This is a genomic window from Mycolicibacterium pallens, from assembly GCF_019456675.1.
Classification (GTDB): domain Bacteria; phylum Actinomycetota; class Actinomycetes; order Mycobacteriales; family Mycobacteriaceae; genus Mycobacterium; species Mycobacterium crocinum.
On the sequence record NZ_CP080333.1, the window covers coordinates 3,952,736 to 3,976,558 of the forward strand.

At 68.1% G+C, this 23,823-nt stretch carries 24 protein-coding genes; 9 read left to right on the forward strand and 15 right to left on the reverse strand.

Going from position 1 to position 23,823, the window contains the following annotated elements; translation table 11 throughout:
- Window positions 1-3 precede the first annotated feature (3 nt).
- Window positions 4-1,557 carry a PepSY-associated TM helix domain-containing protein gene (locus K0O64_RS19385; protein ID WP_071943157.1) on the forward strand — a complete coding sequence of 518 codons (1,554 nt, stop codon included), beginning with the start codon at window positions 4-6 and terminating at the stop codon, window positions 1,555-1,557.
- Here K0O64_RS19385 and K0O64_RS19390 read toward each other — a convergent pair.
- Genes K0O64_RS19390 through K0O64_RS19400 form a run of 3 tightly spaced genes read right to left on the reverse strand, consistent with a single transcriptional unit; the run spans window position 1,497 to window position 4,971 of the window.
- Window positions 1,497-2,336 carry a transglutaminase family protein gene (locus K0O64_RS19390; RefSeq protein WP_071943155.1) on the reverse strand — a complete coding sequence of 280 codons (840 nt, stop codon included), beginning with the start codon at window positions 2,334-2,336 and terminating at the stop codon, window positions 1,497-1,499. The two genes, K0O64_RS19385 and K0O64_RS19390, sit on opposite strands and share 61 nt — an antisense overlap.
- Window positions 2,336-3,313, reverse strand: a complete 978-nt coding sequence (locus K0O64_RS19395) for an alpha-E domain-containing protein (RefSeq protein WP_071943153.1) — start codon at window positions 3,311-3,313, stop codon at window positions 2,336-2,338. The genes K0O64_RS19390 and K0O64_RS19395 overlap by 1 nt, the downstream gene beginning before the upstream one ends.
- The gene (locus K0O64_RS19400) at window positions 3,313-4,971 is read right to left on the reverse strand and encodes a circularly permuted type 2 ATP-grasp protein (RefSeq protein ID WP_164520104.1); all 1,659 of its coding nucleotides are present in this window, start codon (window positions 4,969-4,971) and stop codon (window positions 3,313-3,315) included. Before K0O64_RS19400 ends, K0O64_RS19395 begins: the two co-directional genes overlap by 1 nt.
- Window positions 4,972-5,128: 157 nt before the next feature.
- Between K0O64_RS19400 and rpsT the strand changes: the two genes are divergently transcribed.
- The gene (rpsT, locus tag K0O64_RS19405; protein WP_036344424.1) at window positions 5,129-5,389 is read left to right on the forward strand and encodes a 30S ribosomal protein S20; all 261 of its coding nucleotides are present in this window, start codon (window positions 5,129-5,131) and stop codon (window positions 5,387-5,389) included.
- Window position 5,390: 1 nt separating this feature from the next.
- Here the strand turns inward: rpsT and holA are convergent, their stop codons facing one another.
- From holA to K0O64_RS19420, 3 genes are read right to left on the reverse strand one after another with little or no spacing between them, the layout of a single operon-like run.
- Window positions 5,391-6,368 carry a DNA polymerase III subunit delta gene (gene holA, locus K0O64_RS19410; protein ID WP_220046514.1) on the reverse strand — a complete coding sequence of 326 codons (978 nt, stop codon included), beginning with the start codon at window positions 6,366-6,368 and terminating at the stop codon, window positions 5,391-5,393.
- Complete coding sequence (locus K0O64_RS19415) at window positions 6,325-7,830, reverse strand: ComEC/Rec2 family competence protein (protein ID WP_220046515.1); 1,506 nt, start codon at window positions 7,828-7,830, stop codon at window positions 6,325-6,327. Before K0O64_RS19415 ends, holA begins: the two co-directional genes overlap by 44 nt.
- A gap of 23 nt (window positions 7,831-7,853) precedes the next feature.
- Entirely contained in the window at window positions 7,854-8,663 is an 810-nt protein-coding gene (locus K0O64_RS19420) for a ComEA family DNA-binding protein (RefSeq protein WP_071943149.1), read from the reverse strand.
- 113 nt (window positions 8,664-8,776) lie between these two features.
- On the opposite strand from K0O64_RS19420, the gene K0O64_RS19425 reads away from it, so the two are divergent.
- Entirely contained in the window at window positions 8,777-9,835 is a 1,059-nt protein-coding gene (locus K0O64_RS19425; RefSeq protein WP_071943147.1) for an NAD(P)H-dependent amine dehydrogenase family protein, read from the forward strand.
- A gap of 92 nt (window positions 9,836-9,927) precedes the next feature.
- On the forward strand, window positions 9,928-10,476 hold the full coding sequence (locus K0O64_RS19430) for a YceI family protein (protein ID WP_071943145.1): 549 nt from the start codon (window positions 9,928-9,930) through the stop codon (window positions 10,474-10,476).
- Here K0O64_RS19430 and K0O64_RS19435 read toward each other — a convergent pair.
- The 5 genes from K0O64_RS19435 to nadD are packed head-to-tail and all read right to left on the reverse strand — an operon-like array spanning window position 10,463 to window position 13,761.
- Window positions 10,463-11,326: a DegV family protein gene (locus tag K0O64_RS19435; RefSeq protein ID WP_071943143.1), complete on the reverse strand. Its 864-nt coding sequence runs from the start codon at window positions 11,324-11,326 to the stop codon at window positions 10,463-10,465. The genes K0O64_RS19430 and K0O64_RS19435 overlap by 14 nt on opposite strands.
- A gap of 3 nt (window positions 11,327-11,329) precedes the next feature.
- Window positions 11,330-12,067 (reverse strand): diglucosylglycerate octanoyltransferase, encoded by a 738-nt coding sequence (octT, locus tag K0O64_RS19440; protein ID WP_071943141.1) that lies wholly within the window; start codon window positions 12,065-12,067, stop codon window positions 11,330-11,332.
- Window positions 12,054-12,722 (reverse strand): glucosyl-3-phosphoglycerate phosphatase, encoded by a 669-nt coding sequence (gene gpgP, locus K0O64_RS19445; RefSeq protein ID WP_071943139.1) that lies wholly within the window; start codon window positions 12,720-12,722, stop codon window positions 12,054-12,056. The genes octT and gpgP overlap by 14 nt, the downstream gene beginning before the upstream one ends.
- Window positions 12,719-13,102 (reverse strand): ribosome silencing factor, encoded by a 384-nt coding sequence (rsfS, locus tag K0O64_RS19450; RefSeq protein ID WP_071943138.1) that lies wholly within the window; start codon window positions 13,100-13,102, stop codon window positions 12,719-12,721. The genes gpgP and rsfS overlap by 4 nt, the downstream gene beginning before the upstream one ends.
- Complete coding sequence (nadD, locus tag K0O64_RS19455; RefSeq protein WP_225933488.1) at window positions 13,099-13,761, reverse strand: nicotinate-nucleotide adenylyltransferase; 663 nt, start codon at window positions 13,759-13,761, stop codon at window positions 13,099-13,101. The genes rsfS and nadD overlap by 4 nt, the downstream gene beginning before the upstream one ends.
- Window positions 13,762-13,965: 204 nt before the next feature.
- On the opposite strand from nadD, the gene K0O64_RS19460 reads away from it, so the two are divergent.
- On the forward strand, window positions 13,966-15,132 hold the full coding sequence (locus tag K0O64_RS19460) for a PE-PPE domain-containing protein (protein WP_164520105.1): 1,167 nt from the start codon (window positions 13,966-13,968) through the stop codon (window positions 15,130-15,132).
- An 80-nt stretch (window positions 15,133-15,212) separates the two neighbouring features.
- On the opposite strand, the gene K0O64_RS19465 is transcribed toward K0O64_RS19460, so the two are convergent.
- From K0O64_RS19465 to K0O64_RS19475, 3 genes are read right to left on the reverse strand one after another with little or no spacing between them, the layout of a single operon-like run.
- Complete coding sequence (locus K0O64_RS19465) at window positions 15,213-16,658, reverse strand: vWA domain-containing protein (RefSeq protein WP_071943132.1); 1,446 nt, start codon at window positions 16,656-16,658, stop codon at window positions 15,213-15,215.
- Window positions 16,659-16,662: 4 nt separating this feature from the next.
- The gene (locus K0O64_RS19470) at window positions 16,663-17,541 is read right to left on the reverse strand and encodes an AAA family ATPase (protein ID WP_071943130.1); all 879 of its coding nucleotides are present in this window, start codon (window positions 17,539-17,541) and stop codon (window positions 16,663-16,665) included.
- A gap of 19 nt (window positions 17,542-17,560) precedes the next feature.
- Entirely contained in the window at window positions 17,561-18,811 is a 1,251-nt protein-coding gene (locus tag K0O64_RS19475) for a glutamate-5-semialdehyde dehydrogenase (RefSeq protein WP_096311801.1), read from the reverse strand.
- Window positions 18,812-18,867: 56 nt separating this feature from the next.
- On the opposite strand from K0O64_RS19475, the gene K0O64_RS19480 reads away from it, so the two are divergent.
- Window positions 18,868-19,719, forward strand: a complete 852-nt coding sequence (locus tag K0O64_RS19480) for a ribokinase (RefSeq protein WP_096311802.1) — start codon at window positions 18,868-18,870, stop codon at window positions 19,717-19,719.
- 33 nt (window positions 19,720-19,752) lie between these two features.
- Window positions 19,753-20,574 (forward strand): enoyl-CoA hydratase/isomerase family protein, encoded by an 822-nt coding sequence (locus tag K0O64_RS19485; RefSeq protein ID WP_096311803.1) that lies wholly within the window; start codon window positions 19,753-19,755, stop codon window positions 20,572-20,574.
- A gap of 7 nt (window positions 20,575-20,581) precedes the next feature.
- On the opposite strand, the gene K0O64_RS19490 is transcribed toward K0O64_RS19485, so the two are convergent.
- Window positions 20,582-22,624 carry an NAD(+) synthase gene (locus K0O64_RS19490; protein WP_220045670.1) on the reverse strand — a complete coding sequence of 681 codons (2,043 nt, stop codon included), beginning with the start codon at window positions 22,622-22,624 and terminating at the stop codon, window positions 20,582-20,584.
- A gap of 97 nt (window positions 22,625-22,721) precedes the next feature.
- Here K0O64_RS19490 and K0O64_RS19495 point away from each other — a divergent pair, with 97 nt between their 5' ends.
- Together K0O64_RS19495 and K0O64_RS19500 are read left to right on the forward strand one after the other, a co-directional pair.
- Window positions 22,722-23,261 carry a cysteine hydrolase family protein gene (locus K0O64_RS19495; RefSeq protein WP_220045671.1) on the forward strand — a complete coding sequence of 180 codons (540 nt, stop codon included), beginning with the start codon at window positions 22,722-22,724 and terminating at the stop codon, window positions 23,259-23,261.
- Window positions 23,262-23,509: 248 nt separating this feature from the next.
- Entirely contained in the window at window positions 23,510-23,761 is a 252-nt protein-coding gene (locus tag K0O64_RS19500; RefSeq protein WP_071943118.1) for a hypothetical protein, read from the forward strand.
- Window positions 23,762-23,823 lie beyond the last annotated feature (62 nt).

The following is a 23,823-nucleotide window of genomic DNA, read 5'->3' on the forward strand; positions in this document are numbered from 1 at the left end:
GCGATGACGACGACGGAGAGTTCGACGCGCCGCGCTGACGCGGCTGTTCTGCGCCGGATCTGGCGGCTGCATTTCTGGGTTGGGCTGTTCGCCGCGCCCGTGCTGGTGATGCTCGCCTGCAGCGGCCTGGTGATCCTCTACGGCCAACCGCTGGATGCGCTGCTCAACCGGCATCTGCTCGTCGTCGAACCGGGACCGCAGACGGTGCCGCTCGACACGCAGGTGGCGACCGCCAAACAACACGTCGCTGCGGGTGACACCCTGGAGGCTGTCACCCCGCCGGACGGTGCGCACGCCTCGACCCGGGTGGACTTCTCCCCCGTCGACGCCAAGGGTTACCCGCAGGCCGAAGCCGACGTCATCCAGGTGTTCGTCGATCCCTATACGGGCGCCTATCTGGGGCAGCGAGAACAATTGTCGGGGTTGGTCGGCTGGGCGAATCAGCTGCACCGGATGTTCGGCAACGATGGACCGCATATGCAGTTGCCGTCGCTGGGCCACGTGATCAATCCGTCCGCGTATCCGCAATCGACGATCCCGGTGGGGATCGGCAACCTGTGGATGGAGCTGACCGCGACCTGGATCCTGGTGCTGCTCGCCAGCGGAATCTATCTGTGGTGGCCGCGCGCCATCGAAGCCGCCAAGCCGCTGCTGACCGTGCGGTGGCGTCAGGGAGGCCGGCCCCGGTGGCGCGACGTGCACGCCCTGACCGGCGTCGTGGTCGCGGTGATCCTGATCTGCTACATCCTCTCGGGCATGACCTGGACGCGGTACTGGGGCGAGAACTGGCGAGCAGTGACCGCCACCGTCACGCCCTCGGCCGAAATCGATGCTCCCTCAACACCGGCCAAACTCGGCGACCTCGACCGGTTGGGCCGCCGCATCGCCTGGGCCGCCACCGACGACCCGATCTACGCCTCCGACCCGAGCCCGGGTGCGGCGCGACTGTCCTACGCCGACATCGACCGCATCGCCAAGGACGAGCACATGGTTCCCGGCTACGCGATCTTCCCGCCCGCGGATTCGACCCGGGACGGTGCGACGACGTACGGCAGCTACACGGTGGTCAATCGCTGGCCGCAACGGGTGTCCGAGCAGCGCACGCTGTATCTGAACCAGTTCACCGGCGCCACGATCACCAACGCCACCGCCGCCCAGGACGGGGCGTTGTCGAAGCTGACAAGCTTCGGGATCGCAATGCACATGGGCAATCAAATGGGCTGGCTCACGCGGATTTCCGCCACGGTCGCCTGCCTCGGGGTTCTACTCAGCGTGGCGACCGGATTGCTCATGTGGTGGACACGACGTCCGAGCGGGCGCAGCGGACTGCCCGGGCCGGCCAGCGAGACCACTCGGGCGAACACCCCGAAGAAGGCGATGATCGTGGTGACCGTCGTCGCGGTCATCCTCGGAATCCTGTTCCCCGCCTTCGGCATATCGCTTCTGGTGGTGCTGCTGGCCGAAGCGATCGTCGCCGCCCGGCGACCGCCGCCCGGTCAGGCCAGTCGGGTGACCTCCACCACCACGTCGAGGTCGGTGGAGCCCTCCCCGGAGTAAATCCCCTTCAGCGGGGTGACGTCGGCGTAGTCCCGGCCGACACCGACGCTGATGTACTGCTCGTTGATCTCCGCGTCGTTGGTCGGGTCGTAGTTCCACCACCCGCCCGTCCACGCCTGGATCCAGGCGTGGCTCTGGCCGTCGATGGTCTCACCGATCACGGCGTTGCGCTTGGGGTGCAGATATCCCGACACGTACCGGGCTGGAATTCCCATGCTGCGCAACAGGATCAGCGTCAGGTGAGCGTAGTCCTGGCACACCCCCTTGCCTTCGCGCAGCGCGTCGAGGCCCGACGAATGCACGCCAGTGGTGCCGGGCACGTAGGTCAGTTCACTGTGTGCCCATCGGGCGGCGGCGATCACGGCCTCCTGCGGATCGTGCTCCTTGGCAATGCGTTTGCCGACGCGCTCCATCCGCCGGCTCGCCGGCGTGTAGTGGGTGGGGCTGAGCACTTCGTCGAAGCGGTCCCGCACCGCCTCCGACTCCAGTTCCTCCCACGACGCCTGCTCCTCCGGGTATTCCGGTTTGTCGGTCTCGACCACTGAGGACGCCGTCACCTCCAACTCGGTGTGCGGCGCGTGCAGGTCGAAAGCCGTTACCGCCGTGCCCCAGTAGTCGACGTACCGGTAGTTGCGGGTGGCCGGAATGGTCTCGACGCGATTGAGGATGACGTTCTGCCGCGAGTCCGAGCGCGGCGTCAGCCGGGCCTCGTTGTAGGAGGCGGTGACCGGGGACTTGTACGCGTACCCCGTCGCGTGCACGACCCGCATCCGCCACATCAGATCTCCCCTTCCTCGATCACCAGCGAACCCGGCTGTCCGGCGTCCGACCACGCGACCCACGGCGCGGAGTGGAAGTACTGCAGCGCCACCGCTTCTCCGACGTCGCGACAGGTTTCCTGCAGTCCGGCCAACCGTTCCTCCAGCGACTCGAGCAGCACGCCGGGCCGGATGAATTCCAGTTCGCTTCGGGCGCGCCCGAGCAGGCGCTGGGCCTCGGCGGTGGACCCGAGCCGGTTGTGCGGCCGGTGCATGAGTTCGTCGAGACTGTGCTCGGCCAGCTTCAGCGAGTAGTAGATCGACCGCGGAAACAGCCGGTCCAGCAACATGAATTCGACGACGCGGCTGGCGTCGAGCACACCGCGATAGGTGCGCAGGTAGGTGTCGTGGGCACCGGCCGAGCGCAACACTGTCACCCAGGCCGGCGACGAGGCGCTGTCGCCGACGCGGGACAGCAGCAGCCGCACCGTCATGTCGACGCGCTCGATCGCGCGGCCCAACACCAGGAACCGGTATCCGTCGTCGCGGGACAGCGTCGAGTCGGTCAGCCCGGCGAACATCGCCGCCCGGCCCTCGATGAAGCTGAAGAATTCGTGCGGGCCCAGCCGGCGTGCCGCACGCTCACGTTCGGCCAGCGCGTTGTAGGTGGTGTTGAGGCATTCCCACATGTCGCTCGACGTGACTTCCCGTGCAGAGCGGGCATTTTCGCGTGCGGCCGAGATCGCGTCGACGATCGAGCAACCGCCGGTCAGTCCCCGGTCGAACGCCACCAGGTCGGTCAGCGACCACAGGTCGAGCTGGTGTTTGGGCGGCTCGATTCCCAAGACCTGCAATAGAACCCGCGACGTCTGGTCCGGGTCGACGCTGGAGTCCTCGAGCAGCTGATGGACCGTCACGTCGAGAATGCGGGCGGTGTCGTCGGCACGCTCGACGTAGCGTCCGATCCAGTAGAGCGCCTCGGCGTTACGGGCCAACATCAGCGCATCACCGCCTGCTGCTGTTGCTGGCCTTGCTGCTGGCTGGAGGTTGAGTCAGCGCCCTTCTCGGCGGGCGCGGCCTTGGCCGGTTTGGGAAGTTTGCGCACCACCTCGGCGTCGCCGAGTTCGCGAGCGGCACCCGACGTACGGGAGGCCAGCACCCAGGTGTCCTTGGATCCGCCGCCCTGACTGGAGTTGACCACCAGCGAGCCCTCGGTGAGCGCGACGCGGGTCAGCCCACCGGGCAGCACCCAGACGTCTTCGCCGTCGTTCACGGCGAACGGTCGCAGGTCGACGTGCCGCGGGGCCAGGGCGTCACCGACTTTCGTCGGCACCGTCGACAACTGCACCACCGGCTGCGCGATCCAGCCGCGCGGGTCGGCGATGACTTTCTTGCGAATGGCGGCCAGCTCTTTCTCGGAGGCGTCGGGGCCGAACACGATGCCGTAACCGCCCGAGCCCTCGACCGGTTTGATCACCAGCTCGTCGATCCGGTCGAGCACCTCCTCGCGCTCGTCGTCGAGCCAGCAGCGCATGGTGTCGACGTTCGCCAAAAGCGGCTTCTCGCCGAGGTAGTACTCGATGATCGTCGGCACGTAGGTGTAGACCAGCTTGTCGTCGCCGACGCCGTTGCCGACCGCGCTGGAGATCACCACGTTGCCGGCCCGGGCCGCGTTCAGCAGTCCCGCCACCCCCAACACCGAGTCGGGGCGGAACTGCATGGGGTCGAGGAAGTCGTCGTCGATCCGGCGGTAGATGACGTCGACCTGACGCTCCCCCTCGGTGGTGCGCATGTAGACCACGTTGTCGCGGCAGAACAGGTCGCGGCCCTCGACGAGTTCGACACCCATCTGGCGGGCCAGCAGGGAGTGCTCGAAATAGGCGGAGTTGAACGGGCCCGGGGTGAGCACGACGACCGTCGGGTCGGCCTCGTTGGTGGCCGCGGCGTTGCGCAGCGCTCGCAGCAGGTGCGACGAGTAGTCGCCGACAGCCCGCACCCGGTGGGTGGCGAACAGGTTCGGGAAGACCCGCGCCATCGTGCGCCGGTTCTCCATGACGTAGGAGACGCCCGACGGGGACCGCAGGTTGTCCTCCAGCACGCGGAAGGTGCCCTGGGCGTCACGGATCAGGTCGATGCCGGCGACGTGGATGCGCACCCCGTTCGGCGGGTTGATTCCGGCGGCCTGTCGGTGGAAGTGCTCGCAGGACGTGACCAGCCGGCGTGGGATGACGCCGTCGCGCAGGATCTCCTGGTCGCCGTAGATGTCGTCGAGGTACATCTCCAGCGCCTTGACCCGCTGGGTGATGCCGCGTTCGAGCCGGGACCATTCGGCCGCCGAGATGACCCGGGGAACCAGGTCGAGCGGGAACGGCCGCTCCTGGCCGGACAGCGAGAACGTGATGCCCTGGTCGATGAACGCCCGGCCCAGCGCCTCCGCCCTGGCCTCGAGTTCCTCGGCGTCCGATGGCGAGAGTTCAGCGAAGATTCCCTTGTACGGCCCGCGCACGTTGCCCTGGTTGTCGAACATCTCGTCGAAGGCCTTGGCATACGAGCCCAGCTTGTTGTAACCACCGAAGATATGGTCGTGATGCCGCGGTTGTCGCGACCCGTTGCGCGACGACCGGCTGGCTTCCGAAGGCAGGGTGCGAAGGCTCACGGGACCTACTCTGCCTGACCTTCGGCATTTCGGCAGGCCAGTGACCTTCGTTTTGGGAGTTCAGGGCCGCCGCTGGTACCCTGAACAGTCGCTGCCCGAGGGCCCGACGGCCCCGGCAAGAACGAGACCCCCAAGCTTGAAGACGAGGAACTAACGCGTGGCCAACATCAAGTCGCAGGAAAAGCGCATCCGCACCAACGAGCGGCGCCGGGTGCGCAACAAGTCGGTGAAGAGCGCGCTGCACACCGCGATCCGTGGGTTCCGGACCGCCGCTGCTGAGGGCGATAAGGACAAGGCCGCCGAGCTGCTCGTGTCGACCAGCCGCAAGCTGGACAAGGCCGCCAGCAAGGGCGTGATCCACAAGAACCAGGCGGCCAACAAGAAGTCCGCGCTGGCTCAGGCCTTCAACAAGATCTGATTCAGTCCCGGCCGCTTCCGGCGGCCAGCTGCGCCACCTTGCGCACCGCATCTTCCAGCACGTAGTCGGCGTCGGCCGCTGCGCCCTTGACGTCGGCGTTCAACGCCGCGACCAGTCGCATGGCCGTCGCCACTTTGTCGCGCGACCAGCGCCGCGACTGCTTCTGCGCCTTCTGGATCTTCCACGGCGGCATCCCGAGCTCGGAGGCCAACCGGTACGGGTCACCGGATACCGGGCCTACCCGCGCGATCGTGTGCACCGCCTCGGCGAGCGCATCGGCCAGCACGACATGCGGGACACCGCGCAGCATCGCCCACCGCAGCGCCTCCGCCGAGCCGGCGACATCCCCCACCACGGCCTTGTCGGCGATATCGAAGCCGGAGACCTCGGCCTTGCCGCTGTGATAGCGCCGGACCGCGACCGCGTCGACGTGACCGCCGGTGTCGGCCACCAGCTGCGAGCACGCAGAGGCGAGTTCCCGAATGTCGGAGCCGACGGCATCGAGCAGCACATTGACGGTGTCGTCGTCGACCTTGACCTTCTGCCGACGGAACTCCGCGCGCACGAAGTCGGCCCGCTCAGCGGCTTTGGTGATCTTGGCGCACGGATGAACCTGGGCGCCGAGCTTCTTCAACTGATCGGCCAGCGCCTTCGCGCGTCCGCCGCCGGAGTGCGCGACGGCCAGCACGGTGCCGGGCGGTAGGTCGGCGGCCGCGGTGGCGATCAGCTCGACGGCTTCCTTGCCTGCTTCGGCGGCGGACTCGAGCACGACCACCCGCTCGTCGGCGAACAGCGACGGGCTGAGCAGTTCGGCCAGCTCGTTGACCGACACGTCGCCGGCACGCAGCCGGTCGACCGGCACATCGGCGGTGCCCGCCGCGTCGCGGGCCAGCCGCAGCACCTCGGAGATGGCCCGGTCGACCAGCAGCTCCTCGTCACCAAGGATCAGATGCAGGCCGTCGACTGTCGCACTCACCAGAGGATCGTTTCACGAACGGCCGACACCGCCCGACACCGACCTTGAACCCGCGGTACAGCATCACCGTGGCCAGCGTCGCTCCCGCCACTGTCGCGACACCGCCGATTCCGGACGGCACGGTCAGCGCGGCGCCAGGAACCTCGGCGGCGGTGGACGCGACGCGCAGCAGCCACCACAGTTCCGGACCGGTGAACCGGATCAGCAGCCCCGCGGCCGATGGCAGGAACCAACACAGCGCGGCCGCCGCGGTTCCCAGCACGGTGATCGGTGGAATGACCACGGCGACAGCCAGATTGGCGAGCACTCCGATCACGCTCAGCTTGCCCGATATCGCGGCGACCAGCGGCGCGGTGACCAGTTGGGCGGCGAGTGCGATGCACAGCGCCTCGGCCAGGGGCGTGGGCCAGCCGCGAGCGATCAGCCGAGCCGACCAGCCCGGTGCCAGCACGATCAGCGCCGCGGTCGCGGACACCGACAGTGCGAAGCCGGCGTCGACCGCCATTTGTGGTGCCACGATCAGCAATCCGAGCACCGTGGCCGCCAACACCGGAACCGCCTGACGTCGGCGGGCACTGAGGATGGCCACCAGCGCGATGCCGCCCATCACCGCGGCACGCAGCACACTGGCCGTCGGCTGTACGACGATGACGAACGCCACCAGCGCGACGGCCGCAAGCCCGACCGCGGCGCGCGGTCCGACAATCCGCGCCGACAACAGCACCGCGCCGCAGACGATCGTGACGTTGGCGCCCGACACCGCGGTGAGGTGGGTGAGCCCGGCCGTCTTGAACTCCCTTGTGGTGGTGGCCGGTACGGTCGACGTGTCGCCCAGCACCAGCCCCGGCAGGATGGCGGCTTGATCGGACGGCAGCACGTCGCGGGCCACTCGCGCGAAGCGGGCGCGCACCGCCCTGGCCGCGCGCTGCAGAAGTGATGCGCGCCCCACTGTGGGCTCGCCGGACGCGTTGAGAACGGCCACCGTCAGGTCGTGCCGGGTCGGCCTACCGATGCGAGCCTTGAAGCGCACGGGTTGGCCGGCCATCAGCTCACCGAAGCCCTGCGCCGGGGCGAAAACTGTGACACTGCCGCGCATCTCGGCGTTGTCCAGGTGTGAGAGCGAGGCGCGGAACATCAACCGCCCACCGCCGAGCGGCCGGGGGTCCTCCCCCGGTGTCACCGTCACGCGTGCCACCGCACCGAACCGCTGTGCGATCGGATGTTCACGCACGGCGTCGTTGCGCATGCCAGCCGCCAACGCGAAACCCGCACCGACGACTGCCGCGCCGATCACGGCGACACTCGTCGCACGCAACGCAGGCCGGCTGTCTGCGCGCCAGCGGACCAGCGCCGCCCAGCCCACCCCGACCACCGCGCACACAGCGGCCAGCAGCGGCCCGACCGCCCACGTGATGCCCGCCGCCGTCACGGCCCAGGCGGTGAGCGCTGCGGGCACCAGCCGCAGATCCAGGCGCGTACCGGCATCGGTCAAACCCGCACCAACGCCCGCAACTTGTCCAGCCGCGCCGGCCCGATGCCGTCGACGTCACCGAGTTGGTCGACGCTGGTGAACTTTCCGTTGGCGTCACGCCAGGCGACGATCGCGGCCGCCGTCACCGGGCCGACGCCGGGTAGCGCGTCGAGCTGCTCGACGGTGGCGGTGTTGAGATTCACCGGTTCGGCGGGCGGTCCCTTGCCGGGCGCCGCGGGTGGCGTGGCCGCGGTGGGCGCGCCGCCGCTGACCGAACTCCCTAGAGCCGTCGGCTGACCGGCCGGGGTGCCGATGCCGACGACGATCTGCTCGCCGTCGGTGAGATGGCGGGCCAGGTTGAGCCCCAAGGTGTCGGCGCCATTCAGGGCGCCGCCCGCGGCCGATACCGCGTCGGCGATGCGGGCGTCGGGAGCCAGTGTCACCAGCCCCGGCTTGGTGACCAGCCCGACGACACTGACGACCACCGGCTGGCTGGGATCCGGACCGGGGCGCGGCGCAGCCGAGGACACCATCTCCACCGGCGGCAGCTTGGCCGACACGACGGGCGGTGGGTCGTCGCGCATCAGCGCGAACACCGTGATGAGGACGGCGACAACGGCAATCACCGCCAGTGCGATGCCGCCGGAGCGGCCGGGGTCGGCGCGGATGGCGGCCAGCCAACTCCTGCCGGAGTCGGCGCGCCCGTCGGGGATCCAGCTGGGCACCGGGATCTCGTCGTCACTGTGCTCGTCGGCGGGGTCGTCGTCCTTGGCGTCATGCGGGCGAAGGCGGCGGTGCAGGCTGGCCAGCGGCTGCTCGGTTCGCATGCGGCGACCGTATGACCCGGCGGCGACCCGAATCCGCTGTGCGGGACGTCCGGTGGCGAACCTGTGGATGAATCCGCAACTGTGTACAAGTCGCCAGCCAGGGAGGACCGCCCATGACCGCCATCACCGACCGCCCCATTCGGGTAATCCAGTGGACCACCGGAAACATCGGCCGACGGTCGCTGCACGCGATCATCAGCCGGCCGGACATGGAGTTGGTCGGCGTGTATGCACACGGCGCCGACAAGGTCGGTGTCGACGCCGCCGAGCTGTCCGGCTGGCCCGAACCCACCGGCGTCACCGCGACCAACGACATCGACGCGCTGCTGGCGGCCAAACCGGACGCCTGCTGCTACAACCCGTTGTGGCCGAACATCGACGAGTTGGTGCGGCTCCTAGAGGCCGGCGTCAACGTGTGTTCGTCGGCGGCGTGGATCACCGGCGGCAAGCAGACGCCCGAGGATCGCGCCCGTATCGAAAAGGCTTGCGAACAAGGCCATTCCACGATCTTCGGCAGCGGCGCCCATCCCGGCATGACGAACATGGTCGGCATGGTGCTCTCCGGCGCCTGTGAGCGTGTCGACGAGATCCGTATCACCGAGTCGGTGGACTGTTCGACCTACGAGTCCGCGGGCACCCAGTCCGCGATGGGTTTCGGCTGCGACCCGGACACCGAGGGATTGGCCGAGAGCGTACGGGTGGAGAGCGAGGTGTTCGCCGAGTCCGCGGCGATGATGGCCGACGCGATCGGTGCGAAATTGGACCGAATGACGTTCGACGTCACCTTCACCACCGCGACCGGTGACAGCGACCTCGGGTTCATGACGATCCCGGAAGGCACCGTCGGCGGGGTGTACGGCTACCACCGGGGCTGGGTCGGCGACCGCAACGTGGTCAGCGTCGGCTTCAACTGGATCATGGGCAACCACGTAGTGCCACCCAAGCCGCTCGAGCACGGCCATGTCATCCAGGTGTTCGGTGTGCCCAACATGCGCACCGTGCTGCACTGCCTGCCGCCGAAGAACTGGCCGGAACCGGGTTTCATGGGACTGGGCATGATCTACACCGCGCTGCCGGTGACCAACGCGGTGCCGGCCGTCGTCGCCGCGCGGCCGGGCATCGTGACGCTGGCCGATCTGCCCCCGGTGACCGGGCGTTTCTTCGCTTCCTGACCGAGCGGGAATGAATCCGGACCACGGTCCGGTTACTCCTGATTGAGGCGCCGGGCACACGGCTCGCCGCCACCGATCAAGGAGAACGAACCATGACCGCACCGGCGCAGACCACCGACCTCACCGGAACCTGGACGATCGACCCCGTCCATTCGTCGATCAGCTTCTCGGTACGCCACCTCGTTGTCAGCAAGGTTCGCGGCACGTTCGGCGCGTTCAGCGGTGCGGTGACGGTGGCGGCCGACGGCACCCCGTCGGTCTCCGCGGAAATCGACGTCGCCTCGGTGCACAGCGGCAACGAGCAGCGCGACGCTCACTTGCGGGCGCCGGATTTCTTCGACGTCGAGAAGTACCCCACCGCCACGTTCTCGTCGACGTCGGTGACCGCCGACGGTGACGGCTACCGGGTGGAAGGCGATTTCACGCTCAAGGGCGTGACCCGCCGCATCACCCTACCCGTCGAATTCAACGGCGTGAACCCCGGCATGGGACACGGCGCGGTCGCCGGGTTCGAGGCGTCAGTGGTGTTGAATCGCAAGGACTTCGGCATCGATATCGACATGCCGCTGGAGACCGGTGGGGCGGTCGTCGGCGACAAGGTCACCATCACCCTGGAGATCGAAGCCCTCAAGCAGGCGTGAGCGGATCCGGCGGGGTGGGATCGACGGCGACGACGATTCCCACCGCGCCGGCGCCGACGTGCACGCCGAGCACCGGGCCCAGGTCGGTGACGACCGGCGCCCCGCATCCCGGCAGGGCTGCGGCCAGGGTGGCAGCCAATTCGCCTGCGGCGGCCGGGTTGTCGATGTGGTGGACCGCCAGCGCAGCCCGCTGCTCACCCACCACATCGAGGACCTGTTCGACCATCGCCGCCTGCGCTTTGGATGCGGTGCGCACCCGCTGGGCAAGCACCAGCCGGCCCTGCTCGTCGATGCGTAGTAACGGTTTCAGCGCGAGCGCGGTGCCCAGCCAGGACGCGGCGGTACCGATCCGGCCGCTGCGGCGCAGATTGTCCAGTCGCTGCACGACGATATAGGCGCGCACCCGGGAAACCGTCGACTGCGCCTCGGCCACAACAGATTCCAGGTCGGCGCCGGCGTATGCGGCGCGGGCGGCCGCCAGCGCGACGAACCCGGTGCCCATCGCCGTCGATTTCGAATCGACCACCCGCACAGCGCCACCGAACTCGCGCGCCGCATATTCGGCGGCGCCCAGCGTGCTGGACAGCTCCCCGGAGATGTGCACGGCCACGACGCCATCACCCCCGCTGTCGCGCAACGCGTCGCGGTAGGTCTCGGCCAGTTCATTCGGTGTCGCGCCGGCCGTCGTCACATGCCCGCGCTGATACAGGTCGGGCGGGATCGCGTCGACTCCATCGCGCAGGTCACGTCCGTCGACCAAAATGTGCAGTGGGACAACGCGGATATGGCAGGCGCGGACATCATCGGTCCGCAGCCGGGCCGACGAATCGGTGACCACGACGACAGCCATGAATCAGTCTCGCGGAGTGTCGAACGGAACGCCGGCCTCGGCGAGCGCCTTGAGCATCAGGTCGGCGACGCCCTGGTGAGCTTCGAAATTCCAGTGGATACCGTCCGGATTGCCGCGACCGGCCAACACCTCGTCGGCCACCGCGGCTTTCAGGTCGACCACCGGAATATCGTGCTGCGCCGCCCATTCGTGGATCGCCGCGACCGTACCGGGCCGTCCGCGATGGGACATGCCGTAGGTGGGCGCGATGTGCACCGACGGCACCGAGGCGACGATCGGGATACCGGGACGGTTGAAATCCAGTGCACCGCGCGTCATTTCGAGATACTCCACGGTCAGGTGCGGCGGTAGCGCCGGACGCGCGATCGGCGAGAATTTGGGCTGAGCCCAGCCGTACCCGTCGCGCACCCAGCGGCGCAGCCAGGACGGCCGAACGTAGCGGATGAGCTCACGCAGCGCGGTGGGCAACGGCGACGGCAGCGAGTCCATGCCGCTGGTCGCGAAGATCACCGCACCGGCGCGCGGCAGCGCCGCCCAGGCGCGCGGATCCTGGGTGGCCGCCCACCACACGTCACGGCTGGTCCACCCGATCCGGCCGATGAGCTCGACGTCCCAACCCAGTTGCCGGCCAACGATATTGGGCCAGATCCGGGGATCGTCGGACGGCAGGCCACCCTGGGGTCCGTAGTAGGACAGCGAGTCGGCGAAGATCAGCAGCGTTCGACGATCAGAGGACATCATTGGCCACCTGAGCCGAAGCGTTCCACACATCGAGACGCCAGCGGATGTCCTCGAACACGGCATCGTCGGCGCTGTGCCCGGACAACTGCGCCCAACTGGCATTGCCCATACCGCCCAGCACCGGCCAACTCTCGACCGGCAGCCCGAGCAGCCCCGCGCACAGGGCAGCGATCAGCCCACCGTGCGCCACCAGAACCATCGGCCGGTCGGGCGCCTCGATACCCCAATCACGTTCTCCGGCAACCAGTTCAGCGACCAGCGGGACACTGCGATCGGCCACGTCGACGCGACTCTCACCACCGTGCGGGGCCCACGTCGCGTCGTCGCGCCAGGCCAGCCGTGCTCCGGGTGAGGCGGCATCGACCTGGTGGTGGGTCAGGCCCTGCCAGTCACCGAGATGGGTTTCCCGGAGCCGGGTGTCGACCTCGACCCGCAGGCCGGTGCGCTCCCCCAGCGCCACCGCGGTGTCGTAGGCGCGGTGCAGATCCGAGGACACGATGCGCAGCGGCTGCCGCTTGGCCAGCACCTCGGCGGCGGCAACGGCCTGCGCGCGTCCGAGATCCGTGAGCTCGCTGTCGAGTTGGCCCTGCATCCGGCTGCCTGCGTTGTACTCCGTCTGCCCGTGGCGCAGCATGACCAGCCGGCGCACCCTCATGGAGCGTCCTCTGTCTCAACGTCATCGAGGTTCACGCTCACGAACGGGCAGTCCCGCCACAGCCGGTCGAGGGCATAGAAGTTGCGCTCCTCCTGATGCTGGATGTGCACCACGATGTCGACGTAGTCGAGCAGCACCCAACGGCCTTCGCGCGTCCCCTCCCGGCGTGCGGGCTTGTACCCGGCCAGCCGCATCTTCTCTTCGACCTCGTCGACGATGGCGTTGACCTGCCGCTCGTTGGACGCCGAGGCGATCACGAAGCAGTCGGTGATCACCAGCTGGCCGGACACGTCGATCACGACGACGTCCTGCGCGAGCTTGGCGGCGGCGGCCCGGGCGGCCACTTCTGCCATCTGGACGGCTTCGTCGGACGCGGTCACGTGCGGGTCTCCTCGATTGTGGTGACGGTAGGCCGGGTCTGGCCCAGGTCGCGGTAGAGCCCGCGTTTGGACACGTACTGCACGACGCCGTCGGGCACCAGGTACCAGATTGGGCGGTTCTTGGCGGCGCGCAGCCGGCAGTCGGTGGACGAGATGGCCAGAGCGGGCACCGAGACCAGGCTCAGCGCCTCTTCGGGCAGCTGGTCGAACGCGGCGACGATGTGCTGGCCGTTGAGCTCGTACCCGGGCCGGCTGACACCGACGAACTTCGCCAGTGCGAACAGCTCCTCCCAGTTCTGCCAGGACAGGATGGAGGCCAGCGCGTCGGCGCCGGTGATGAAGTACAGATCGGCGTCCGGGTTGAGCGCCCGCAGATCGCGCAGGGTGTCACTGGTGTAGGTGGGTCCACCGCGATCGATGTCGACGCGGCTCACCGAGAACCGGGGGTTGGAGGCGGTCGCGATGACCGTCATCAGGTACCGATCCTCGGGCGCGGTCACTTCGCGGGACTTCTGCCACGGCTGGCCGGTGGGAACGAACACCACCTCGTCGAGATCGAAGAGATCGGCCACCTCGCTGGCCGCGACCAGGTGGCCGTTGTGGATGGGATCGAACGTCCCACCCATCACGCCGAGCCTGCGCCGAGCCGAGGAAACCACGATTGACCAGCTTACGGGAGGCGCTCAGCCGTTTCCCGACGCGCGCGATCCGTCGCGGAGTCTGTGCTCTGGCAAAGTACCGGTCCGGATATCGCTCCGGTTCAGGTACCATTTCGTGCGAGTCGAGTTATGCCGATCAGGGGGCGTTCAATGAAGAAGTTCGGTAGCCGACGAATGTCTGTACCTGTGACTGCTGTGGCGGCTGTGGCCGCTGCCGTGACGGTGGGGCTGACCCCGACGGTGTCCTCGGCACCGGTGCTGACCGCCGCCACGGTGGATTACCTGCGTGGCACGAACATCGGCTGGACCCCCACCGATCAGCAGTACCGCGACTTCATCTCCCGCGTGCTCGACGGCACCGATACGCCGGCCGCGACGCCGACGTCCTCCGGAAACATCCCCTACAACGCCGGTTTCTGGCCGTTCTCGAACAGATACATCTTCGATCTGACGTGGAACAAGTCCGTCGCCCAGGGAGTGAAGAACCTCGAGGAGCGCAACCCCCAGGGCGACGTCGTCTTCGGGCTGTCGCAGGGTGCGGTGGTGATCTCGCGGTACAAGGCCGCGCATCCGGAGGGGACGGGCAATACCTGGGTCCTCGTCGAGAATCCGAGCCGGCCCAACGGCGGCATCCTGGAGCGGTTCGCCGGGCTGTACATCCCGGTCCTGGACATCAGCGTCAGCGGCGCCACGCCCGACAACGGCGACACCACGATCGACGTCGCCCGCCAGTACGACGGCTGGGCGGACTTCCCGACCTACCCGCTGAACTTCCTGGCGACGGCCAACGCCATCGCGGGGATGATCCTGGTGCACGGGCAGACCCAGACCGAACTGACCGCCGCCGATATCGAGGCCGCGAAGGCCGGCGGCAGCGCCTACTACCAGGAGCACGGCAGCACGACCTACTACCTGATCCGCACGCCGTTGGTTCCGCTGCTGATGCCGCTCAAGGGAATCGTGCCCGACCCGATTCTGGGTGCCATCGATCCGGTGCTGCGGAAGTTCATTGAAATGGGTTACGACCGAACCGATTACAGCAAGCCGACGCGGGCGCAGCTGTTCCCGGGGGTGCCCCTGCCCAGCTTCCCCAGCTTGCCGAGCTTGCCGAGCCTGCCCGGAGCTGCCAGCGTCCCGCAGAACACCGTGACGGCGGCGGCCGCCGAACCGGCAACGACGAGCACACCCGAGGTCAACAAGCCCGAGGTCAGCACGCTGGCGGCTGCGCCGACGCCGAAGGCGAGCACGCCGAAGAAGAAGCCCACGACCACCGCCAAGAAGAGCTCCGCGTCGAGCGACTCGTCGGGCAGCGATGCGCCGAAGAAGTCCACCGGAGGCAGCGGCCGGCCGTCGGCCAAGAAGGCCAGCTAGTCCTGTCGTACGCCGAGATCGACGTTCTGCAGGGCTCTACTCGCACAAACTCTGCGAAACGGCGGTTTGAGCGAGAGGACTTACACCGGTAGCAGCTGGTCGATCACCGCGGCGAGCTGCTTGGCCGAACGGCATTCGTGCATGGTGATGACGTCCTCGTAGCGCGGCACCGCGGAATCGCCGCTGCCCCACAGGTGCCGCGGCTCCGGGTTGAGCCAGTGCGCGTGCCGGCTCGAGGTGACCATGTGCGCCAGGATGTCGACGGCCGGGTTGCGGTAGTTGGTGCGCCCGTCGCCGAGCACCAAAAGCGAACTGCGCGGCGACAATACGTTGTGGAAGTTCTCGGTGAACGAGACGAACGCGTTGCCGTAGTCGGAGTGCCCGTCGCGGGTGTACACCCCCGCCTCACGCGTGATGCGCTGAATCGCCACCGCGAGGTCGGCCTCCGGGCCGAACAGGTGGGTCACCTCGTCGGTGGTATCGATGAAAGCAAAGACGCGAACACGGGAAAACTGCTGGCGCAGCGCGTTCACCAGCAGCAGCGTGAAGTGGCTGAAGCCGGCTACTGAGCCCGAAACATCGCACAGCACAACGAGTTCCGGCCGCGCCGGGCGCGGCTTGCGCAGCACCACGTCGATCGGCACACCGCCGGTGGACATCGACTTACGCAGCGTCTTGCGCAGGTCGATCGCCCCGGCCCGATGCCGGCGGCGTTTGGCCGCGAGCCGGGTGGCCAGCATCCGGGCTAGCGGTTGGACGGTCTTGCGCATCTCGCGCAGCTGGTCACCGGATGCCCGGAGGAACTCAACGTTCTCCGACAGCTGAGGAATGCCGTACATCTGGACGTGATCGCGGCCGAGCTGTTCGGCGGTGCGGCGTTTGGTCTCGCTTTCCACCATCCGGCGCAGCTGCGCGATCTTCTGCGCGGCGAGCGCTTTGGCGATCTGCTCCTGCGTGGGAGTCGGGTCGTCGTCGTGCGGGGCGAGCAGGCCGGCCAGCAGCCGGCCCTCCAGTTCGTCCAAGCCCATCGCCTTGAGCGCTTGGTAGGACGAGTACGACGGGCCGCGGCTGGAGGTGTAACGGCCGTACGCCTCGACGATCTGGGCGATCATCGCGACCAATCGCTCGTCCATGTCGCCGATGTCGGGATTCTCGGCCAGCAGGTCCAGCAGCATTTCCCGCATCGCCTCGATGTCCTCGGGCGGCAAGCCTTCCGGGGTGTCCTCGTCGACGTCCTCGTCGACCAGCACGGTGCGACCACCCAGCGCGGCAGGCCACCACAGGTCGAACAGCGCGTCGTAGGTCTGCCGATGGTCGGCGCGGCGCAACACCGCACACGCCAGTCCCTCGCGCAGTGCCTCGCGCTCCCCCAGCCCCAACACGGTCAGCACCCGGCCCGCGTCGACGGTCTCCGAGGGGCCCACCGAGATACCTTGGGCGCGTAGCGCTTCGACGAAGCCGACCAGATGGCCGGGCAGCCCGTGCGGGGCCAGCGGCTGTGGGGGGCGCACCCTGCGGACGGCCATCGGCTTAGTTCAGCCGTAGTTCGCCGGTGGCACGCTGCTGATCGGACTGGTGCTTGAGCACCACTCCGAGCGTCGCGGCGATGGTGGCGTCATCGATGGTGTCCATGCCAAGGGCGAGGATCGTGCGGCCCCAGTCGATCGTCTCGGCGACCGACGGCACCTTCTTGAGCTGCATGCCGCGCAGCACCCCGATGATGCGAACCAGTTCGGCGGCAAGCGATTCGGGCAGCTCGGGCACCCGCGACAGCAGGATGCGCCGCTCGAGGTCGGGATCGGGAAAGTCGATGTGCAGGAACAGGCAGCGTCGCTTGAGCGCCTCGGACAGCTCCCGGGTGGCGTTGGAGGTCAGCACCACGAACGGGGTTCGGGCGGCGGTGATGGTGCCCAATTCGGGCACGGTGACCGCGAAGTCGCTGAGCACCTCCAGCAGCAGGCCTTCGATCTCGATATCGGCCTTGTCGGTTTCGTCGATCAGCAGCACGGTGGGCTCGGTGCGCCGGATCGCGGTCAGCAGCGGGCGCGACAGCAGAAATTCCTCGCTGAAGATGTCGGACTTCGCCTGGTCCCAGTCGTTCGAGCCGGACTGCATCCGCAGGATCTGCTTGGCATGGTTCCACTCGTAGAGCGCCCGGGCCTCGTCGACGCCCTCGTAGCACTGCAGGCGCACCAGCCCCGACCCGGTGGTCTGGGCGACCGCGCGGGCCAGCTCGGTCTTGCCGACGCCGGCCGGTCCCTCGACCAGCAGCGGCTTGCCCAGTCGGTCGGCGAGGAACACCGCGGTGGCGGTGGCGGTGTCGGGCAGGTAGCCGGTCTCGGCCAGCCGCTTGGCGACATCGTCGATGTCGGCGAACAGCGGCGCCGGGCGGGCCGGGGTTTCAGTCACGGATTCTCCTGTTGGTACGTCAGGCCGGTCGGGTGTGGCCGTCTCCCCAGACGATCCACTTGGTTGACGTCAATTCGGGCAAACCCATCGGGCCGCGGGCATGCAGCTTCTGGGTGGAGATGCCGATCTCGGCTCCGAAGCCGAACTGCTCGCCGTCGGTGAACGCCGTCGAGGCGTTGACCATCACCGCGGCGGCGTCGACGCGTTCGGTGAAGCGTTGTGCCGCTTCAAGATTGGTGGTGACGATGGCCTCGGTGTGCCCGGTGCCGTAGGTGTTGATGTGCTCGATGGCGGCGTCGAGGCCGTCCACAGTGGTGACCGCGATGTCCAGCGACAGGTACTCCGCCCGCAGGTCGTCCTCGCTCGGGTTGTCGTGCACCGTGACACCGGCCTGCTGCAGGGCCGCCACCAACCGCGGCAGCGCGGTGTCGACGAGCGCGGAATCCACCAGCAGCGTCTCGGCGGCGTTGCAGACGCTGGGCCGACGGGTCTTGGCGTTGAGGATGATTCGCTCGGCCACGTCGAGGTCGGCGGCGGAGTGGACGTAGACGTGACAGTTGCCGACGCCGGTCTCGATGGTGGGGACCGTGGCATCGCGCACGACGGCGTCGATCAGGCCGGCGCCACCGCGCGGGATCACGACGTCGACCAGGCCGCGGGCCTGGATGAGGTGGGTGACGCTGGCGCGGTCGGCGCTGGGCAGCAGTTGCACCGCGTCTTCCGGCAGACCTTCGCCGGCCAGCGCACCGCGCAGCGCGGTGACCAGTGCGGCATTGGAGTTGGCCGCCGACGAGCTGCCGCGCAGCAGAACCGCGTTCCCGGACTTGAGGGTGAGGCCGAACGCGTCGACGGTCACGTTGGGCCGGCCCTCGTAGACGATTCCGACCACGCCGAGGGGAACGCGCTGCTGGCGCAGTTGCAGCCCGTTGGGCAGGGTGCGGCCGCGCAGCACCTCGCCGATCGGGTCGGGCAGCCCGGCGACCTGTCGCAGGCCGGCGGCGATGCCGTCGATGCGCTGCGGATTGAGGGCGAGACGGTCCAGCATCGCCTCGGCGGTGCCGGCGGCACGGGCGGCGTCGAGGTCCGCGGTGTTGGCGGCCAGGATCTGGTGGGCGTGCGCCAGAACGGCGTCGGCGGCGGCGTGCAGGGCGCGATCTTTGATCGTGGTGGTCAGCGTTCCGAGGGTGCGCGAGGCGACCCGCGCCCGGCGGGCGGCGTCGTGAACCTGACCGCGCAGGCCCTGGTCCACGGACGGCGCTTCGACACTCATCCCCTCAGGGTATCGGTCTCCCTACCAACCGGCAGGTGGGGGCTAACGTCCATTGGATGACCCGGGTGTGTGTGGTGGGCAGCGTGAACGTCGACCAGTTCTTCCGAGTGACCTCTCTGCCGCGTGCCGGGGAGACCGTACTGAGTTCGTCGGTGACGACTGCACCGGGCGGGAAGGGCGGAAATCAGGCGGTGGCGGCCGCGCGCGCCGGTGCCAGTGTGCAGTTCGTCGGCGCGGTCGGCGCCGACCCGGCGGGCGCAGAATTGCGGGCTCACCTCGAAGCCAACGGCGTCGGCCTGGACGGTGTCGAGGAGCTGCCGGCCGCCAGTGGCAGCGCGGTCATCCTGGTCGACGATGACGGCGAGAACATGATCGTGGTGGCACCCGGCGCCAATGGGCATCTGACTCTGGGTTCGGCCGCTCGCGGGGTCATCGCCGACTGCGAGGTGCTGCTGGTCCAACTGGAGGTGCCGGTGGCGACGGCGGTGGCCGCCGCGCGCGAAGCACGCTCGGTAGGGGCGACGGTGATCGTCAACGCTTCCCCCGTGAACGCGGACCCGGGGCTGGCCGAGCTGGCCGATGTCACCGACGTCGTGGTCGTCAACGAGGCCGAGGAACGGCATTGGCATTGGCCGACAGAACATTTCGTTGTCACACGCGGATCGCGGGGTGCGACCCACCGCAGCCCGGACGGCGCCGTCGACATTCCTAGCCCCGAGGTGGAGGCGGTCGACACGACCGGCGCGGGCGACGTGTTCGCGGGTGTGCTCGCGTCCGCCTGGCTTGCGGGTCACGACCGGGCGCTTCGGTGGGCGTGCGCCGCGGGCGCGTTGGCAACGCTGATCCCCGGCGCCGGCGATTGCGCGCCGCGCAGCGAGGCCATCGAGGACGCCCTGACCCAGTACTGAATTCGTTACGGTTGGGGCGATAGTGTGCACCCGATGACACACACCGACACTCCGAGACCGCCCGACGGTGACTGGCTCGGCACTCCGTTCCTGAAGTTCGTCCGGGAAGGCGCGTTCGGGGTGTGCACCCTGGACCGCCCCGAGGCGCGCAACGCGATGACGCCGGCGATGTACTTCGGCATCAAGTACGCGGTCAACCACGTCGGGTCGGACCCCGACCTGGCCGGCCTGCTGATCACCGGCACCGGGGACGTGTTCGCGCCCGGCGGAGACATGGGCGGCGGCGGGGTGGACAACTGGCTGACCTTCGGCGCGGCGCTCGGGATGGACGCCCTGCCGTTCGACACACTGCGGCAGTCCGCCAAACCGGTGGTGGCGGCCGTCAACGGACTGTGTCAGGGCGGCGGGCTGCAGATCGCGTTGTGCGCCGATATGGCGGTGGTCAGTGACCGCGCGACCTTCCGCGTCCCCGAGCTCTACCGCGGAATCGCCGACACGTACTACAGCCAGATGCTGGCCCGGCTCATCGGCCCGGTCCGGACGCGCGACCTGATGTTCACCGGGCGCACGTTGACCGCGGCGGAGGCACTCGATTGGGGCATGATCGCCCGGGTCGTTCCCCACGACGAGCTCGCCGAGGCGGCACGCGAGGTTCTGGCCCAGTGCTGCCGCACCGCGCCGGTGGCGCGGTCGGTGGTGAAGTCCAGCATCGACAACTACCTCGGGCTCTACGACCGGATCGGGATGCAGCGCAGCCTCGGGTCACCGGAGTCCATCGAGGGATTCATGGCGTTCAAGGAACGTCGCTCGCCGGAGTGGGTGCACCCGGATCTGCGTATCGACGGCAGACTGTAGCCGGGGATCACTCCTCGGGGATCTCGCGCTCGATCTCGGCAAGCCAGATGCGGGCCGACATGTCCGACGGAGCCCGCCAGTCGCCGCGCGGCGACAGCGATCCGCCGTGGGACACCTTGGGCCCGTTGGGCAATGCCGATCGCTTGAATTGGCTGAACGAGTAGTAGCGCTGCGCGAACACCCCCAGCCAGTGCCGAATCTCCTTGAGCGAGTAGGCCGGACGCTTGCCTTCGGGGAAGCCGGGCGGCCAGGAGCCACTGGTGGGATCATTCCAGGCGTGCCAGGCCAGGAACGCGATCCTCGACGGCCGAAAGCCGTACCGCAACACCTGGAACAGTGAGAAGTCCTGCAGCGAATACGGACCCACTTTGGCTTCGCTGCTCTGGATCTCCTCGTCCTCACCGGTGGGCACGAGTTCGGGCGTGATCTCGGTGTCGAGCACCGACTGCAGGATTTCGCCGACCTCGTCCTCGAACTGACCCGACGAGATCACCCACCGGATCAGGTGCTGGATAAGGGTTTTCGGCACGCCGCCATTGACGTTGTAATGGGACATCTGATCGCCGACCCCGTAGGTCGACCAGCCCAGCCCGAGTTCGGAGAGGTCACCGGTTCCCAGGACGATGCCGCCGCGCTGGTTGGCGATCCGGAACAGGTAGTCGGTGCGCAGACCCGCCTGCACATTTTCGAAGGTGACGTCGTACAACTTCTCCCCGCGGGAGAATGGGTGGCCGATCTCGGTCAGCATCAGCTTGGCGGTGTCGCGGATGTCGAGTTCGGCGAACGTGACCCCCAGGGCTTCCGAGAGCTTGATCGCATTGCTCTTGGTGCGGTCGCCGGTTGCGAATCCGGGCAGAGTGAACGCGAGGATGTCGCTGCGCGGCCTGCCTTCCCGGTCCATCGCACGCGCGGCCACGATCAGCGCATGCGTCGAGTCCAGGCCGCCGGAAACACCGATCACGACCTTGGGATAGTTCAGCGCGCGCAGCCGCTGCTCGAGCCCGGAAACCTGGATGTTGTAGCCCTCGTAGCAATCCCGTTCCAGGCGAAGAGGATCGCTCGGCACGAACGGGAACCGTTCCACCTCGCGCTTCAAGCCGATGTCCCCACTCGGTGGGTCGAGTTGGAAACCGACGCGGCGGAACGACTTCAGCCGATCCTGATGGTGCCGGCGATTGTCGTCGAAGGTGCCCATCCGGAGCCGCTCGGAGCGCAACAGGTCCAAATCGACGTCGGCGACCGATCGCCGCTCGCCCTTCGGGAATCGTTCGGATTCGGCCAGCAGGCGGCCATTTTCGTAGATCATCGTCTGGCCGTCCCACGCCAGGTCGGTGCTGGACTCCCCTTCGCCGGCGGCGGCGTAGATGTATGCCGCCAGGCAGCGCCCCGACGACGACCGCGCCAGCAGCTTGCGGTCTTCGGCGCGTCCGATGGTGATCGGACTTCCGGAGAGGTTGGCCAGTACCGTCGCACCCGCCAGTGCGGCCTCGGCGCTCGGCGGGATCGGCACGAACATGTCCTCGCAGATCTCGACGTGCAACACCAGCCCGGACACGTCCTCCGCGGCGAACAGCAGATCAGAACCGAAGGGGACCTCCGAGGCCCCGATGCGGATCGTGCCGTTGACGTCGTCACCGGCCGCAACCTGACGACGTTCGTAGAACTCGCGGTAATTCGGCAGATAGGACTTCGGCACCACTCCCAGCACCACACCGCGGTGGATGACCACTGCGGTGTTGTAGATGCGATGCAGATACCGCAGCGGCGCACCCACCACCAGAACACCGAACAGGTCGGCCGACGCGGCGACGATGTCGAGCAGGGCGTCCTCGACGGCATCGAGCAGCGAGTCCTGCAGAAGGATGTCCTCGATCGAGTAACCCGACAGCGTGAGCTCGGGGAACACGGTCACGGCGACGCTGTCGTCGTGACTCTCGCGCGCGATCCGCAGCACCGACTCGGCATTGGCGGCAGGATCCGCCAGCACCGTGCGGTGGGTGCAGGCGGCCACCCGCACGAACCCGTGACGGTAGGCGGAGTAGAAATCCATGGCCCCATTGTTGCCCGTCACCCCCACCGCGGAAACGAGAACCACCCCTGAGGCTTGTCAGGCGTGTCTTTCGGCCCGCAGCGGGTAACCGCCTGCCATGGCCGATACCGCGCTTCTTGTGGTCGACATGCTCAACGCCTACCAGCACCCCGACGCCGACGTGCTGGCCGGCAACGTCGCCGACATCGTCGAACCCCTCGCCGGACTGATCACCACGGCCCGCGGCCGCGACGACGTCGAGCTGATCTACGTCAACGACAACTACGGCGACTTCACGGCCGAACCCAGCGACCTGATCAGAGCGGCGCTCGAAGGCGCGCGTCCGGAGCTGGTTCGACCGATCGCCCCCGACGAGGGTGCGCGGGTGATGACGAAGGTGCGGCACAGCGCCTTCTATGCCACTCCGCTGGACTATCTGCTGAATCGACTCGAGGTGACGAAGGTGATCCTGACCGGACAGGTCACCGAACAATGCATCCTCTACAGCGCCCTGGATGCCTACGTGCGCCACTACGACGTGATGGTGCCCAAAGACGCGGTCGCCCACATCGACGCCGAGCTCGGGGCGGCCGCCCTGGCAATGATGGAGCGGAACATGAGCGCCGAGATCGTCACGGCGGAGAAGTGTCTGCCCTGACTCGGCTCTCGCAACGCTGTCATCCGCAGTCTCTGCGCCAGATGCGTTGGGCCAACGCCATGCTCAAAGAACTGTCGGCCCAAGCGCTAACTAGCTAGCCCATTGCCGGTGACCTGAGTCACAGCGCTACTCACGTTGTAGCGCAACCGTTTTCGAGTAGCGCACTACCCGCTGCGATCGGCGGCCTCGGTCGTAGGTTCGAAAGCATCGGCCGGATTCCACCGGCCAGCCAGATCGGGGGATCGAAGATGTACACACACACGCCTGCGCGACCGGCGCCTCGAGTCATCGACACCCGGCCGACCGTGCTGATCACCGAACACGACGCGACGATGCTGGCGGCCACCACCGTCTTGCCGCACACCAAGGCGGGCATGGTCTCGCGGTGGATCGCGGCCCACCGGGCGGCTCACGAGGCTCGGGTCGATCATCGGCGACTCGTTGCGCACTACGAGTTCCTGGAACATTCCGCGATGGCGCGGGCCATGGAGCACCTGTGAGAGCTGAGACGCAAGTAACAGCTGTGAAGACCCGGGCGATGAGCCAATCAGCACTGTCAAAC